Source organism: Thiocapsa marina 5811 (assembly GCF_000223985.1).
GTDB classification, from domain to species: Bacteria; Pseudomonadota; Gammaproteobacteria; order Chromatiales; family Chromatiaceae; genus Thiocapsa; species Thiocapsa marina.
On sequence record NZ_AFWV01000007.1, the window covers coordinates 140,190 to 156,313 of the forward strand.

The 16,124-nt window shown below is 65.8% G+C and carries 12 protein-coding genes; 5 read left to right on the forward strand and 7 right to left on the reverse strand.

The annotated features are described in order from the left end of the window. Position 1: 1 nt before the first annotated feature. From THIMADRAFT_RS11515 to THIMADRAFT_RS11530, 4 genes are all read right to left on the reverse strand, one after another. The gene (locus THIMADRAFT_RS11515; protein ID WP_007193210.1) at positions 2–577 is read right to left on the reverse strand and encodes a hypothetical protein; all 576 of its coding nucleotides are present in this window, start codon (positions 575–577) and stop codon (positions 2–4) included. A gap of 16 nt (positions 578–593) precedes the next feature. Continuing rightward, a complete protein-coding gene (locus tag THIMADRAFT_RS11520; protein WP_139052805.1) occupies positions 594–2,573 on the reverse strand; it encodes a TonB-dependent receptor plug domain-containing protein in 1,980 nt (659 codons plus the stop codon). Between the two features lie 218 nt (positions 2,574–2,791). Continuing rightward, positions 2,792–3,412 carry a hypothetical protein gene (locus THIMADRAFT_RS11525; RefSeq protein ID WP_007193212.1) on the reverse strand — a complete coding sequence of 207 codons (621 nt, stop codon included), beginning with the start codon at positions 3,410–3,412 and terminating at the stop codon, positions 2,792–2,794. 88 nt (positions 3,413–3,500) lie between these two features. Next, complete coding sequence (locus tag THIMADRAFT_RS11530; protein WP_007193213.1) at positions 3,501–4,538, reverse strand: CDP-6-deoxy-delta-3,4-glucoseen reductase; 1,038 nt, start codon at positions 4,536–4,538, stop codon at positions 3,501–3,503. 248 nt (positions 4,539–4,786) lie between these two features. On the opposite strand from THIMADRAFT_RS11530, the gene THIMADRAFT_RS11535 reads away from it, so the two are divergent. The 4 genes from THIMADRAFT_RS11535 (at position 4,787) to THIMADRAFT_RS11550 (ending at position 7,468) form a co-directional block, all read left to right on the forward strand. Beyond that, entirely contained in the window at positions 4,787–5,653 is an 867-nt protein-coding gene (locus THIMADRAFT_RS11535) for an SDR family oxidoreductase (RefSeq protein WP_007193214.1), read from the forward strand. Positions 5,654–5,854: 201 nt separating this feature from the next. Continuing rightward, entirely contained in the window at positions 5,855–6,265 is a 411-nt protein-coding gene (locus THIMADRAFT_RS11540; protein WP_007193215.1) for a Rap1a/Tai family immunity protein, read from the forward strand. 63 nt (positions 6,266–6,328) lie between these two features. Continuing rightward, entirely contained in the window at positions 6,329–6,562 is a 234-nt protein-coding gene (locus THIMADRAFT_RS11545; RefSeq protein ID WP_007193216.1) for a glycine zipper family protein, read from the forward strand. A gap of 630 nt (positions 6,563–7,192) precedes the next feature. Continuing rightward, positions 7,193–7,468: an RNA recognition motif domain-containing protein gene (locus THIMADRAFT_RS11550; protein ID WP_007193217.1), complete on the forward strand. Its 276-nt coding sequence runs from the start codon at positions 7,193–7,195 to the stop codon at positions 7,466–7,468. A gap of 68 nt (positions 7,469–7,536) precedes the next feature. Here THIMADRAFT_RS11550 and ubiD read toward each other — a convergent pair whose 3' ends face one another. From ubiD to THIMADRAFT_RS11565, 3 genes are all read right to left on the reverse strand, one after another. Beyond that, the gene (gene ubiD / locus THIMADRAFT_RS11555; protein ID WP_007193218.1) at positions 7,537–9,054 is read right to left on the reverse strand and encodes a 4-hydroxy-3-polyprenylbenzoate decarboxylase; all 1,518 of its coding nucleotides are present in this window, start codon (positions 9,052–9,054) and stop codon (positions 7,537–7,539) included. A 363-nt stretch (positions 9,055–9,417) separates the two neighbouring features. Further along, positions 9,418–11,451: an oligopeptidase A gene (prlC, locus tag THIMADRAFT_RS11560; protein WP_040731213.1), complete on the reverse strand. Its 2,034-nt coding sequence runs from the start codon at positions 11,449–11,451 to the stop codon at positions 9,418–9,420. Between the two features lie 192 nt (positions 11,452–11,643). Next, the gene (locus THIMADRAFT_RS11565) at positions 11,644–12,135 is read right to left on the reverse strand and encodes a CNP1-like family protein (protein WP_007193220.1); all 492 of its coding nucleotides are present in this window, start codon (positions 12,133–12,135) and stop codon (positions 11,644–11,646) included. A gap of 383 nt (positions 12,136–12,518) precedes the next feature. Here THIMADRAFT_RS11565 and smc point away from each other — a divergent pair, with 383 nt between their 5' ends. Beyond that, complete coding sequence (smc, locus tag THIMADRAFT_RS11570; protein WP_007193221.1) at positions 12,519–16,088, forward strand: chromosome segregation protein SMC; 3,570 nt, start codon at positions 12,519–12,521, stop codon at positions 16,086–16,088. The last annotated feature ends 36 nt before the right edge of the window (positions 16,089–16,124 follow it).

Below are 16,124 nucleotides of genomic sequence, written 5' to 3' on the forward strand. Positions count from 1 at the left end.
GCTACTCATAGCGGCGTGCCACCTTGAGGAAAAATGGCTTGAACCGCAGCTCGGCGCGTTTCGCCCGGGACAGATTGACGAAGGGCAAGATTCGATCGGCAACGTGGATTCCCGCCACGGCGCCGGCCTCCACGTCGCCCGCGAAGGGCGAGAAGACCAGGGCGCGATGACGCTCCGACCAGAGGCGAAGCCGCTTGCCCCCGATGTCCACGCTGGCGACGAAGATCCCGGCAAGCATCGAATCGTCCGCGTCCAATGCCTCCGCGCTCATTATCTGCACATTCAAGGGAATCTCGCGGATCCGCCCGATGCCGCGAAGCGCCGAGGCGGCCTCGCGAGCGACCCTGTCGGACCCTTCGTAGGCGACACGGATCTCCAGCTTTCCGCCGGTCCCGCGCTTCTCTTCGAGGTCCTCGACGGCGCCGAGAACGGCCGGGAAGAGCTTGAGTCCGACACGAAACCGCTGCTCTTCCTCCTGCCACAGGGTCTGCGCCCGGGCGCCTGTCGCGACGAGCCCGAGACACAGCGCCAGCGTCGCGAGGAGGCACCGGCGGCTGATCCCTTCGATCGGCGGCATGAGGTCTCGGTGCCCGTCAGAAGCGGTAGCCGACGGACAGCCACCAGCGCCGCCCGGGACGCGGATAGCCTTCCGGGTAGGGCAGGTCGACACCGCCGAAACCGGTGGGCAGATCGGGATAGTGCACGGCCTCGTCGGTCAGATTCTTGACCCCGAGATGTGCGAAAAAGCCCGGTCCCGGTTGCTGATAGCTCAGAGTGAGGTCCGCCATGGCGTACCCCGAGACCGAATCGCGCGGATCGGATTCCGGGCGACTTCGATCCCCGACGTAGCGTAGCTGCAAGGCCGCGGTCCAGGCATCGAGAGGGCGCCAAAGGACGGCCAGATTGGCCAGGGTGTCGGTGCCGCCGGGCAGCGGTCGGTCGGTGTCGAGCGAGACCGCATCCACGTAGGAAAGATTCGCGTCGACCTTCACGCGGGATCCCAGGCGCACGGCGTATTCCAGCTCGATACCGCGCAGACGCGCATCGCCGCTGTTGATGAACCCGTCGTCGTCGTCCCCGAAGACGATCGGGTCGGCGAGGTCGGACTGAAACAGGATCAGGCGCCCTTCCCAACGGGATTGCTTGAGGATATAGCCAAGCTCGTAGGTGGCGATCTCACCGGAGGAGATGGACTCTCTGCCCGGATACTCGCGCTCGTAGAAGGTCGGCGGTCGAAACGCTTGGGCGTATTGGAGCTTGAGGATGTTGGCCTCGTCGATACGCCAGACGGCGGCCAGGCGCGGGGTCAGGAAGGCGCCGAGGTCGCTGTAGTCGTCCAGGCGCAGGGCGGCGGTGACCGTGACGCGCTCGCTCGCGCGGATCTCGTCCTGGGCGATCAGGCTGAGGATGTGTCGGTCGAGCTCCGTATCCAGCCAGCTCTGCGGAACCTCGAACGGCAGGTTGGCCCAGCTCCAGCTCGCACGGTCGACCTGCACCTGACTTGCCTCCACGCCCAGCAGGATGAGCTGCCGGTCCCAACCGCGCCAGTGCAGATCCGCGGCCCCGAGGTAGCGCGTCTCGCGGTAGTCCTGATCCATATAGACCGGCTGCGCGTCGAAATAGCTCGGCGGGAAGACGTATAGCCCATCGCGTGTGCGCTCGTACTGCAGCGATTCAAATCGGATGCGGGCATCCAGCGCATCCGACAGCACCAGGTCTTGGCCGATCTGAGCCGAGAGATAGCGCTGCCCGGAGACGAGCCGGTCGTCCGATGGCGGCAGGAAGTGATTGATGCCGAAATGATCGCCGTAGTCGTCGTCCAGGATCTTGATCGCTACGAAGGTGTTGCGCCAGCGCAGATCGGCAAAGGCCCCGAGATAGCGGCTCGCCTCGTTCGACGGGCCGGGTGCGTTGGAGAGCTCGGCCTCGCCGATCGCGAAAAGGGCATCCTCGGAGACGGGTACGCCGCCGTTGCCGGAAAGGCCGGTCAGATTGATCGATCCGGTCAGATCGCGTTGCGGGTCGCTCCAGTGCCAGATGCCGCCTGCGCCTGCAGCGGCGCGCTCGTCGGCCCGGGCATAAAGGGTCCGGTCATCTCGCCGGGTGATGATGTTCACCACGCCGGCAAAGGCATACTCGCCGTGCACCGAGGAGCCGGGTCCGCGGATGACCTCGATGCGCTCGATCTGCTCGATGGGGATGTTCAGGACCGGGTTTGCGGTGGCGAAGAGTGTCGAGTTCATCGACACGCCGTCGAGCAGGAACTTGATGTTCCCCGAGGCATAGCCGAAACCGACCCCGCGGCTGAGGACCTGACGCTCGCCCGTCATCTCGAGCCCCTGGCTGATGCCGGGAACCAGCGAGAGCGCCTCCCAGACGGTGCGCGCCCCGCGGGCGAGCATGTCGGATCCGGACAGGATCGTCGCCATGCCGGGGACAAAGTCCGCGTTCATTCCGCTGCGGGTCGCCAGCTCGGTTTCCTGGTCGAGGAGACTCAGCAGATCGCCGAGCGGGGCGTCCGGGGATTCAGACGTCGATCGGGCGCCGGCCGTGTCGGCGGCAGCAAGGATCATGACCAGCATCCAGGCGGCGCAGCCGTGCGGTGCGAGTGATTGACGAGGCGTTCTCGAGGACAACACAGCCGGGCCTCCCAGCCATTGGTGCGAGCGGCATCCTGTCGACGCAACCGATCCGTTCGATATCGGCGGTTCCGTCGCGGTACGGACCGCCTTGCTCCGGGCCTCGCATCCCGTGACGACGGGCGTGCTTGGTCGGGGCGGACGGCGCGGCGCTAGGACGTCGGCAGAAAACCGTCGGCCTTGAGTTTTCCGATCATGGCGGCGATGACCTCGCTGATCATGGTCTGCTCGGAGCTCGGATCCAGGGGGTCGGAGCGACCGGACCAGACCAGGGTTGCGCGTCCCGCGTCGTAGAGATTGGTCTCCAGCCGAAGAGCGCGGTAATCGGCGTAATACCCCGGCGCGGTGACCTCGCTCAAGATGTGACCATAATACGGGTAAAGGCGCCCGTAAAGACTCGGAACGACATGGGTGCGTCCGCCGCTCGATGCGGCATCCGGGTTCTCGCCGGCGAGGTAGGTGACGATGACGCCGTCGGCTCCGGAGCGTCCCACCGCCTCCTGCACCGCTCGCGAGCGGCCGACGTCGCGGTCGGACAGCAGGGTATGGGCCGCGCGTGCTTGGACGCCGGCGCCTTTGAGCACCTCGACGAAATTGTCCTCGTAGGCGCGACGTACGACCGGGTTGGTCGAGATGCCGAAGACGATCAGGTCGCGATACGGGGTCGGGGGTGTGCCGGGCGCGATCCAGGTCGTACTCAGGGGGCCCGGCGCACAGCCGAGCGTCAGAAGGGCGGCAAGGCCGATCGCGACGGCAAGCCGGAAAGAACGCATAAACGGTAGCTCCGAGATCGCGAAAAGGTCCATCGGGCGCGGAAGTGTGCCCCGCTCGGGGCCGCAGGACAAGCTCGGCTCGTCCTGCTCAGATCCCCCCGCCATCGTTCGACTTGGTTGCCTTGGTGTCGGCGGCGTACTCGAAAGCGTCTGAAAACATGCGGTCTCGGTCCAGTCCCGCGTCCTCGAAGGCGACACGTCCGGCCTCGACCATGACGGGCGGTCCGCTCATGTAGAGATCGAACCCGCTCGGGTCCGGGTGATCCTCGAGGACGGCCATGTGAACGAATCCGGTGCGTCCCTGCCAGTGTGGGTCCGGCTCCGAGAGCACGGGGACGAAACGGAACCCGGGCAGCTGCCGTGCCCAGGTTGCCGGCAGATCGGTCAGGTAGAGGTCGCGCTGCGTGCGCACCCCCCAGTAGAGCGCGATCGGGCGGTCGAGCCCGATATGGATCGCATGCTCGATCATCCCTTTCAGCGGCGCGAACCCGGTTCCTCCACCCATCATGATGATCGGGCGATCCGAGTCCTCGCGAAGGACGAATGTTCCCATCGGTCCCTGGATGCGAAGGATGCTCTTCTCGGGCATGCTGTCGAAGACATAGGCGGTGAACTCGCCGCCCGGAACATGACGGACATGCAGCTCGATCTCGGCATCGTCGTGGGGCGCGTTGGCGATGGAGAAGGCGCGCCTGCGGCCGTCCCGGAGGATGAAGTCCAGATACTGGCCGGCGAGGAATCGCAGCCGTTGGTTCTCCGGCAGCTTCAGGAAGAGGCGCATGACGTCGTGATTGAGACGCTCCTTGCGCGAGACGCGGCACGGTAGCGTGCGGACTTCGATGTGCGCGACCGAGGGGACCTCGCGCACGCGCAACAGCAGATCCGAGGTCGGCACGGCCTGGCAGGTCAGGCAGCTGTCCGCGGGCTGGCCTTCGAGCGCTTCGGTCTGCCCGCTCGGGTAGTCGACCCTTCCCTCGAGCAGGTGGACCGCGCAGGATCCGCACTTGCCGTCGCGACATCCGTAAGGCAGACCGACGCCTTGGCGCATCGCGGCGGCGAGGATGTTTTCGCCCGGCTCGACATCGAAGCGATGCTCCGCGGGGAGGGTTCGAATCTTGAAGCTCATCTCGTCATTAAACCGCGTCCGGAGTGATTAGGCGATGGTTTTGGGTTTGCTGGGCCTCATCTACAACTGCGGCCGCAGTGGAGACGCGGTTTAATAATAAAATTTTCAATGATTTGAATCGCGTCTATCCCGGTGTGTCGGGTGTTTTCGATTCCGCGGTGCCAGGTCCGACACGGATCCGCACCTCGGACGCGATCCAAAGATCTTCGGGTATTTCACCCCGCTTTCGCAAATAGGAGGCAGGTCGGATGATGAACGAGCAGATCGTCGTCGGGTGCGGATATGTGGGCACCCGGCTCGCGCGCCACTATCGGGAGCAGGGCGAGGCCGTCACCGGCATCGTGCGATCCGAGGCCGGGGTTGCTCGGTTGGAGCAGCTCGGCATCAAGGGCAGACGCTGCGATCTCGCGGCCGAGGATCTCGGTGATCTCGGTCTTGCCGAGGCGCGGGTCTTTCATTTCGCGCCGCCGCCGGGGAGCGGGGTTCAAGATCCCCATACCCGGCATCTCGTCGAGGTCTTCGAGCGCTACGGGCATCCGCGTCGTGTCGTCTATATCAGCACGACGGGCGTCTACGGTGACTGCGCGGGCGCCTGGATCGACGAGACGCATCCTGTCGCACCTGTTGCCGCGCGCTCGCAACGTCGCCTGGATGCCGAGGAGACGCTGCGTAGCTGGAGCGCGGCGAGCGGCCGGGATCTGGTCATCCTGCGCGTGGCCGGGATCTACGGCCCCGACCGATTGCCGCTGGAGCGGATCCGGGCGGGTACGCCCATGGTGAGGCCTCAGGATGCGCCCTACACCAACCGGATCCATGTCGACGATCTGGTCACGGCCTGTATCGCGGCGATGGAGCGGGCGCCGTCGGGTGGGCTCTACAACGCCTGCGACGGTCACCCGAGCACCATGACGGACTACTTTCTCGATGTTGCTGCGGCGACCGGCCTGCCGAGCCCGCCCTTGATCAGCCTCGAGGAGGCCGCCGATCGTCTCTCCGAGGGCATGCTCTCCTATTTGAGCGAGTCGCGTCGCCTGCGCAACGATCGACTCCGCGACGAATTGGGCCTGGTCTTCCGCTACCCGTCGCTGGCCGAGGGGCTGAGAGGGCTCTTCTGAGCGATCGGCGTGTGCGTATCCTCAAACGCCTTTGGCGGCTATGATTTGGCCCTGCATCGCACGCCGCCCTGGCGGCGGTGCATCCCGGTCGGGCGAGTCGCTCGGACGATCTTCGTTCGTGCCGCCCGCTCGGCTATCCGGTGCTCGGTTCGATCTCGAGCCCCGGCACGATCCGACCCGACAATCCATAAGGAGCCATCGATGACGCGTTCAAATCGACAAGTGCCCGCAATGCTCGCCGCCCTGCTTGCAACCGCAGTCTTCGCATCCCCCGCCAGCGCCTTGCAGGAGGCGGACTTCAACTACGAGTCGACCGAGGACCTGTATCAGATCTGCTCGGTTGCAGCGGATGCCGACGGGTATGCGAGTGCTTCTTTGGCGTGCCGTGCCTTCCTCGAGGCAACCGTCCAGTATCACGACGGTGTGACGGCCCGCAACGGGTTGAAGCGCTTGATCTGTTATCCCCAAGGCGCCACGATCGCAGATGCCCGCGAGGCGTTCGTTGCCTGGGCGAAGGCCAATTCCGGGAACGCCGAGTTGATGGGCGAGCAGCCCGTGAAGGGCGTGGTCCGCGCGCTTGCAGCCAAGTATCCTTGCAAGGGTAAGAAGTAGGTCTTCAATCGATCGGGCGTCGGCCGTCGGCTCGATGCCCCCGCAGTTTCGGAGAGTCCAACGATGAAAATCACCACAGTTACGGCCGCGTTCGCCTGTGTTGTTCTGCTCGCCGGATGCGGCAGCACAACCACCTCCCGTGTCGCGACGGGGACCGGTATGGGCGCAGCCACAGGAGCGGCCATCGGATCCTTCAGCGGCAACGCCGGTCGCGGCGCGCTCATCGGTGCCGGCGTAGGCGCCTTGGGCGGGGTGCTGGTCGACGAGCATCAGCGCGGAAGTTTCAGCAACAATTGATCCGAAGACCCGATCGACCGAGCCGTTCGTCGGTTCGGTCGGCGTTCCGCCGGCTTCACCGTGCGTGTGCAGCCGGCTGAGAACCGGATGGTTCAACGCCCCGATACGGGCAACCCCGAAGGGTGATCGGGGGCATCAAGCGATCCGTGCTGGGTTCGTCGCCTGGATCGGCGCGCATCCGCAGCAATCGGCTTGCTGTTCCGGGGTTTGCCGCGACGATTGGCCAGGCCGGCTTTCCCGGTGGGTCATCACCGGGCATCGGGTTCCCGCGCAACGGATCGTCACGATTTCGTCAAGCAAACGGAGTTGACGCTTCGCACACGATCCACTAGCTTTCATCAGGAATCAACTGTGGCGCGTACGGGTTTTCGGTGCACGACCTGGAGCAGTCAGAAGGCGTAGGAGCTTGGCCCCACGCACGACGGTAGCGGCGTCGTCTCCTCGGGCCCGGCTCGGGTGTTCGCCGGGCTGCTTGCCGTGCCGGATCCGGGCTCACTGCATAGATCCCCTCTCCCGTGCCGTGGTGATCCGCGCGGGTTCGGGTTTGCGTTACCCGCTGTCGAGTCGGCTTGTGTGTTGGCAACTCGGCAGTCTTGGCTCGACCAACGCACACCAGCATGAGAGACAGCGATGAGGATCTACGTAGGAAACCTGACCTATAGCGTGACCGACGACGACCTTCGGGACGTCTTCGGACAGTACGGCGAGCTTGCGGCCGCGGAGGTGATCAAGGATAAGTTTTCCGGTCAGTCCAAAGGCTTCGGATTCGTCGATATGCCCAATAACTCGGAGGCGGACGCGGCCATCAAGGCGCTGAACGAAACCGACTTCAAAGGGCGCAAGCTCACCGTCAACGAGGCACGTCCGCGTGCCGAACGTCCACGCGGAGGCGGGGGTCGCTACTGAGCCCGTCGCTCGACTGTTCTGCTGTAACCTATCGCCGTCGGGGCGCGCTGCGCCGCCGGCGTCGATTCCTACCCACGACGTCCCTTACCCGCCTCTCGGTCGGTGGTTGCGCCCCCGGGCCCCATGACTCCGAGGCTTTCCCAAATCGCATCGACCCGTTCTCGCACCGCCTCGTCCATTACGATGGGGCTACCCCACTCGCGCGTCGTCTCGCCCGGCCACTTGTTCGTCGCATCGAAACCGATCTTCGACCCCAGTCCCGAGACCGGCGAGGCGAAATCGAGATAGTCGATCGGCGTGTTCTCGATCATCACCGTGTCGCGCGCCGGATCCATGCGGGTCGTCATCGCCCAGATCACATCGGTCCAGTCGCGCGTACAGACGTCGTCGTCCACGACAATCACGAACTTGGTGTACATGAACTGGCGCAGGAAGGACCAGACGCCCATCATGACCCGCTTGGCGTGCCCCGGATATTGCTTCTTGATGCTGACGACCGCCAGGCGATACGAGCAGCCCTCGGGCGGCAGATAGAAGTCCTGGATCTCGGGAAACTGCTTTTGCAGGATGGGGACGAAGACCTCGTTCAGGGCCACCCCCAGGATCGCCGGCTCGTCGGGCGGACGCCCCGTGTAGGTGCTGTGATAGATCGGTTCTCGGCGCTGGGTGATGCGCTCGATGGTAAAGACCGGAAACTCGCCGACCTCGTTGTAGTAGCCGGTGTGATCGCCGAAAGGCCCTTCAGGCGCCATGTCGTCCGGGTGAATATGGCCCTCGAGGACGATTTCGGCACTGGCCGGGACTTGCAGATCGGACTCCTTGCAGTCGGCCAGCTCGGTGCGGCTGCCGCGCAACAGTCCTGCGAAGGCATATTCGGACAGGGTATCCGGAACCGGCGTGACCGCGCCCAGGATGGTTGCCGGGTCGGCGCCGAGCGCGACCGTCACCGGGAATGGCTTGCCGGGGTGGGCGCGTTTCCAGTCACGGAAGTCGAGGGCGCCGCCACGGTGGGCGAGCCAGCGCATGATGACCCGGTTGCGGCCGAGCACCTGCATCCGATAGATGCCGAGGTTGTGGCGCGCCTTCTCCGGCCCCTTGGTGATGACCAGGCCCCAGGTGATCAGGCGCGCGGCATCGCCCGGCCAGCAATGCTGTATCGGCAGACGCGCCAGATCGACTTGATCCCCGCTGAATTCGATCTCCTGACAGGGTGCATTGCGCCGAACCTTCGGGGCCATGTCCAGCACCTTCTTGAAGATCGGCAGCGATTGCCACGCCTCCTTCATCCCCTTCGGCGGATCCGGTTCCTTGAGAAAGGCCAGCAGCTTGCCGACCTCGCGCAGCGCCTCGACCGATTCTTCACCCATGCCGAGCGCGACCCGTCGGGTCGTTCCGAACAGGTTGCCCAGCAGGGGAATTTTCGACCCCTTCGGTCGTTCGAACAGCAGGGCAGGTCCACCGGCCCGAAGCGTCCGGTCACAGATCTCGGTCACCTCGAGATAAGGATCGACCTCCACCCGGATACGTTTCAGCTCGCCGCGCTGCTCGAGCTGATCGATAAAATCACGCAGGTCTCGATACTTCATTTTTTATCCCGTATCCGGGATAAAAAAGACATTTTTTTCATGGGGTTCGCCTTATTTTTCGAATGGGGCCGTCGTCACCCGTAACCCGGGGCATCGATGCCCGGCCACGTCGCCGATCGGATCCGCAGGGCGGGCAAACGCCGTAGGGTGGACAAGCGCCGTAGGGTGGACAAGCGCAGCGCAGTCCACCAACGCCGGCGCAGTCTCGGTGGACTTCGATAAAGCTCGTCCACCCTACGGGCCCGGATACCCGGCCTGCAGGGCCCGCTGAAAGTCCATACTTAAACCGCCCTGCGCCATTGGTAATGGGGGCCTCGGCATGACGACACGCCCCGACATCGGCGTTCACGCTCCGAGCGCGGTTTAAGCCGCGATACCGGAATGCCGCAACAGCGCGTCCGTATTCGGCTCGCGCCCCCGGAACCGCACATAGAGGATCATGGCGTCTTCCGATCCACCCTTCTCCAGGATGTTCTCGCGGAAGGACCGGCCCGTGTCCGCGTCGAAGACGCCTTTCTCTTCGAATAACGAGAAGGCATCCGCCGACAGGACCTCGGCCCACTTGTAGCTGTAATAGCCCGCGGCGTAGCCGCCCGCGAAGATGTGCGAGAAGGCGTGGGCGAAGCGGTTGAAGGCGGGCGGGCGAATCACGGCAACCCGGTCACGCACCTCTTCGATGATCTCGTAGACGCGCCCGCCGCGCGCCGGGTCGTATTCCAGATGCAGGCGGAAATCAAACAGCGCGAACTCCAGTTGCCGCACCATCTGCATGGCCGACTGGAAGTTCTTCGCCGCAGTCATGCGCGCGTAGAGATCCTGCGGAATGGATGCGCCCGTCTCCCAATGGGCGGCGAAGAGATCGAGCGATTCGCGCTCCCAGCACCAGTTCTCCATGAATTGGCTGGGCAGCTCGACCGCGTCCCAGGGCACACCGTTGATGCCGGCAACCCCCGGATAGTCGACCTTGGTCAGCATGTGGTGCAGGCCGTGGCCGAACTCGTGGAAGAGCGTCTCGACCTCGTTGTGGGTCAGCAGCGAGGGCTTGTCGCCGACCGGCGGGGTGAAGTTGCACACCAGGTAGGCGACCGGGAGCTGGTCGCAGCGACTGGTGTGCATCCTGTTGGTACAGACATCCATCCAGGCCCCGCCGCGCTTGTTCTGGCGCGCGAAGGGGTCGAGATAGAACTGACCGCGCAGCGCCCCGGATACACCGTCGCGGATCTCGAAGAAGCGCACGTCCGGGTGATAGGTGTCGAAGGATTCGGCCTCCCGGATCTTGACCCCGAAGAGGCGCTCGACGACGCCGAACAGACCCGACAGAACCCGCGAGATCGGGAAGTAGGGCCGCAGCTCTTCCTGGCTGATTTGATACCGGTGCAGGCGCAGCTTCTCGGCGTAGTAACCGACGTCCCACGGCTCCAGTGTCTCCACGCCGTGCTGCTCGCGCGCGAAAGCTTCGAGCTCGGCAAGTTCTTTGCGCGCCTGAGTGACGGAGCGGTCGGCCAAGTCGTTCAGGAAGGCCAGCACGTCCTCCGGCGAGCGTGCCATCTTGGTCGCGAGCGAGCGCTCGGCATAGTTCGCGAAGCCGAGCAGCCCGGCCAGCTCGTGACGCAGCGCGAGGATGCGCTCCATGATCTCGCCGTTGTCCCACTGTCCGGCATGCGGCCCTTGATCGGAGGCGCGTGTACCGTAGGCCTGGTAGAGCTCGAAGCGCAGCTCGCGATTGTCCGCGTAGGTCATGACCGGCATGTAGGAGGGCAGGTCGAGCGTGAAGAGCCAGCCGGTCTGGCCGCGCTGCGCGGCGTTCTGGCGCGCCAGCCCGAGCGCGGATTCGGGCAGACCCGCAAGCTGCGTCTCGTCCTCGATCAGCGTGCTCCAGGCGTTGGTGGCGTCGAGCACGTTCTCCGAATATTTGGTGGTGAGCTGCGAGAGCTCCTGACTGATGGCTCTGTAGCGGGCCTTCTTTTCGGCCGGAAGATCGACACCCGAGAGATGGAAGTCGCGCAGCGCGTTCTCGAGCAGCTTGCGCTGTGCCGGGTTGAGATGCTCTTGCGCGGCCACCGCCTGGTAGCCGCGGAAGAGGTCCTCGTTCTGCCCGACCTCGGTCCCGTAATCGCTGAGCTTAGGCAGGCAGGCGTTGTAGGCGGCGCGCAGCGCATCGCTGTTGAGCACGCCGTTGAGATGTCCGACCGGCGACCAGGCGCGACTCAAGCGGTCGTCGATCTCGTCCAGCGGCTCCACGAAGCTCTCCCAGGTCGGCACCGAGACCTCGCGGGTCAGGCGCTCGATCTCGGCGCGGCAGTCGGCGAGACAGACATCGATGGCGGGCTCGACGTGTTCGGGACGGATCCGGGAGAAAGCCGGGAGGCCGGTGGTCTCGAGCAAGGGGTTGGTCATGGGTATGGCCTGATCGGGTTCGCGGGTCAAAGTGGTCGTAGGCTTGCGCTCGGCGGCCGCTCGCGCGAAGACGCCGGGATTCCCGGCGTCTCGGCGCATGCACGGCCTTGCCGCGCACGAGATCATGCGGGCTGCACGGCGGAGTTTCCAGTCGATCGGGTCGGGGTGGGCACACGGACGCGCCCACCCCGGTCAGTCCGGCAGAAAACCCATGTTCTGGCGCGGTGAGATCCGGCCCTCGAGCGAGCGGACCATATCGATCTTCGGGCGCGGTGCGAAGGCCTGCGGGATACAGAAATGAAAGCTCCACAGGTCGTGCCGCCAGCGATCCCCGCCGTGGGCGGGGATCGGCAACCAGTCTTCCGACGCGATCGGAACGAACCGTTCGCCGGCCCCGTAGGCATAGGTCTTGTACGCACCCTTCGGCGTGCAGCGGATGCCCTCCACCGAAAGGTTGCGGGTCCCGTTGCGGCCCTCCGCCACGAGCGTGAAACGCACCACATCGTCCGAGCCGACCTGCAGGTTGCGGGTGTCGATGAAATACCGCAAGGCGCTATCCGGTCCATCCGGGGCCAGCTCGACCAGATCCGCGTCCTGGGGCCAAGGCGGGAGCCTGGTGTCCGCCTCCTTCCAGGGCGTGCCCGCCTGGACGCTCGAGGGTACGGGGGGCTCGGGGTCGTTCACGAACGCGTTCTCCGCGGCGGTTAAAGGCGTCGCGAGGCAAAGCAAAGGAATCCAAAAAAGGGCGTCCCGGGTAAAACGAGGCCGGGGCGCGAGGACCGAGGGAAGCTGTCGGGGAGGTGTCATGATGTCGATCACCGTGGATTAAGCCGCGCCCAGCGCGGTATGTGAAGTTCTTGGATGGGATCGGCCCAAGCAGGCTTGATGACCGCTGGAGCTTGCGCGGCTTAAGCCGGACGGATGCGCTTGCCATGACGCCCGTCGTGCTCCGCGCTCGGGCGCATCGCCGCGTCGAGATCCTCAAGTCTACCAGCCCGAAAGCCCTGTGCCATGCCAGACGCTCGGTCCGCTTGTGCCGTTGATTCTCCTTCCGGTATGGTTCTTGGATGCGTCTTGAAAAGATCCGACTTGCCGGCTTCAAATCCTTCGTGGATCCCACGACGGTGCTCTTTCCCGGCAATCTGGTCGGTGTCGTCGGTCCCAACGGCTGCGGCAAGTCCAACGTGATCGACGCGGTGCGTTGGGTCATGGGCGAGAGCTCGGCGAAGATGCTGCGCGGCGAGTCCATGGCGGACGTCATCTTCAACGGCAGCACCGGCCGCAAGCCGGTCGGAACAGCCAGCATCGAGCTGGTGTTCGACAATGCCGACGGCGGTGCGGGCGGTGCTTACGCCGCCTTCAATCAGATCTCGGTCAAGCGCCAGGTCTCGCGCGACGGTCAGTCGGCCTACTTTCTGAACGGGACGCGCTGTCGACGGCGCGATATCCAGGATCTCTTCCTGGGGACGGGGCTCGGTCCGCGCTCCTACGCCATCATCGAGCAGGGGATGATCTCGCGCATCATCGAGGCGCGCCCGGAGGATCTGCGGCTCTTCCTCGAGGAGGCTGCGGGGATCTCCAAGTACAAGGAGCGTCGCCGCGAGACCGAGAGCCGGATGCGCCAGACCCGCGAGAACCTCGATCGGCTGGACGATCTGCGCGACGAGGTCAACAAACAGATCCAGCATCTGGAGCGCCAAGCGGCCTCCGCCGAGCGCTATACCCAGCTCAAGGCCGAGGAGCGGCGTCTGGATCTGGAGCTCAAGGCGCTGCGCTGGCAGGCGCTCGACGCGGAGATCCGCACCCGCGAGCAGCGTCTGGCCGAGACCGAGACCCGGACCGAAGCGGGCCTTGCGCAGCAGCGCCGGATCGAGGCGGATATCGAGGCGCGGCGTGCCGACTATCAGAGCGCTTCGGAGACCTTCAACGGGGTACAGGGCCGCTTTTACGCCGTCGGCTCGGAGATCGCGCGGGCAGAGCAGGCGATCCAATTCGCCAACGAGGCCCGCGGGCGACGCGAGGGCGAGCTGGTGCGGCTCGATCAGGAGATCGGCGAGGCCGAGGACCACTTGGAGCGCGACCGCGAACGGCTTGCCGAGATCGACCGGAATCTGGCCCGTGACGAGCCCGAGTTGACGCGCGCGGAGCACGCCTTGTCCGGGGTGCTCGAGGGGGTGACGCTCGCCGAGGATCGGCTCAAGCACTGGGAGCGTCTCTGGGACGACTTCAGTCGGGAGGCCGCCGGGCCTTCGGAGCAGGCGCAGGCCGAACGTGCGCGGATCAATGCCTTGGAGCAGCGTGGCGATCGCGATCGCGATCGACTGCGGCGCTTGGACGAGGATCTGGCGCGTCTGCAGGGTGTGGATCTGGAGGATCGATTCCTGCAGCTCGTCGAGCGAGAAACCCGCTTGGAGGTCGAGCTTGCCGAGATGGAGGAGCGGCAGGAGTCTCTGGGCGCCGACCTGGCCGAGCGGGACGAGACGATCGGCGCGCTTGCCTCCGAGATCGATTCGGTCCGCACCCTGTTGCAGCAGTCTCGAGGCCGGTTGGCCTCGCTCGGTGCGCTGCAGGACGAGGCGCTGGCGGACACGGATGCCGACGGCGGACGCGCCGGTTGGCTTGCCGCCGCGGGACTTGCCGATGCCTCGCGCCTGATCGATCGGCTCGAGGTCGACGCGCGCTGGCAGCGTGCGGTCGAGGTCCTGCTCGGTGATGCCGTCCGCGCGATCGGCACCCCGGCTCTCGAGCGTGCGCTGGCCGGCGGCGATCCGCCTCCGGGCTTGGTGCTTCTGGAGACGCGCGGCGATGCCGAGGGTCGGGCCGGTGCGCCGGTGTACGGGGACGGCGGACCGCAGGCTCGGTCGATTCTGGCCCACGTCCGCGCACCCTGGTTGCTCGACGGCCTGCTCGGTGGGGTCCGTACCGTCGATCGGCTCGACGACGCCGTCGCGATGCGGGACGCATTGGGCCCGGCCGAGCAATGGGTGACGCCCGAGGGCGCGCGGGTCGGTCGCGATTGGTTGAGCACGCCGCCGGATCAGGCGCAGGGCGGCGTGATCGCGCGGGCGGAGGCAATCAAGGCGCTCGGCGTGGAGATCGCCGACCATCAGACCAAAGAGTCCGAGCTGTGCGCCGAGCAGGAGCGTGCGCGCGCCGCCAGCACGCAGGCTCGAGAGGAGCGGGCCGATGCAGGGCGACAGCTGACGGCGCTCGGTCGCGAGCTCTCGCTGCTCAAGGCCGAGCTTGCGACCCTTCGGGCCAAACGCGAGCATCGTCAGGATCGGCTCCAGGCGCTGGCCGCCGAGCGAGGCGAGCTGCAGGAGCAGATGGCGGATGCCTTGGAGGAGATGGAAGAGGCACGCGAGCGTCTGCACGAGCACCTGTCGCTGGTCGAAACACTGGCGGAGCGACGCGAGGCGATGCTGGCCGAGCGCGAAGCGCTGCGTGCCGGCCTCGCCGCAGTGCGCGATGAGGAGCGCCGTTGCCGCGAGCGCATGCAGGGGTTGCGGGTCAGCGTCGAGTCGAACCGCGCCGCACGCGCGGCCACCCAGCAGAGCTTGGTGCGCCTTCAGGAACGCCGCGCGGTGCTGCACGAGCGCCGCTCCGAGCTGTTGGAGGCGCTCGAGGAGAGTGTCGAGCCCTTGGCCGAGCAGCGGGCGCGGCTCGACGAACAGCTGGTGCTCCGTGTCGAGGTCGAGCAGGCATTGGCTGCGGCACGCACCAGGCTCGAGGCGCTGGATGCGGAGGTGCGCGAGTTGGAGCAGGCGCGTCAGCGCTTGGAGCAGGAGGGGCGACTCGGTCGGGGCGACCTGGATCGCCAGCGTTTGGAGCACCAGGAGCGCCTGGTCCGTCGCCAGACCCTCGCCGAGCAGATTGCCGAGCCGATCGCCGGACAGGTGGACGGGCAGATGGACGGGGCCGCGCGGACCCCGGCCGAGGTGCTCGCAGCGCTGGACCCCGCAGCGAACGAGTCGCAGTGGCAGGAGGCGCTTGCCAAGACCGCGGCGCGTCTCCAGCGGCTCGGGCCGGTGAACCTGGCTGCCGTGGACGAATTCCGCCAACAGGCCGAGCGCAAGGCCTATCTGGACGCACAGCACGAGGACATCAGCCGCTCGCTCGAGACCCTGGAGCAGGCGATCCGTAAGATCGACCGGGAAACACGCAGCCGTTTCCGCGAGACTTACGATCAGGTCAATCAGGGGTTTCAGCTCCTGTTTCCGCGCCTCTTCGGAGGCGGTCATGCGAGCTTGGATCTCACCGACGAGGACCTGCTCGAGACCGGTGTCAGCGTCATGGCACGCCCGCCGGGCAAGCGTAATTCGAGCATCCATCTGCTCTCGGGCGGGGAGAAGGCACTCACGGCGGTGGCCTTGGTGTTTGCCATCTTCGAGCTCAACCCGGCGCCCTTCTGCATGCTCGACGAGGTCGACGCGCCGCTCGACGATGCCAATGTCGGGCGCTTCTGCGAGCTGGTGCGCTCCATGTCCGACCGGGTCCAGTTCGTCTTCATCAGCCACAACAAGGTCACGATGGAGATTGCCGATCACCTGCTCGGCGTGACCATGCACGAGCCCGGCGTCTCGCGGCTCGTCTCGGTGGACGTCGACGAGGCGGTGCGGCTTGCCGCCGTATCCTGATTGCTCGTCGATCAGGGTGCGATTCGCGGCGTGGCT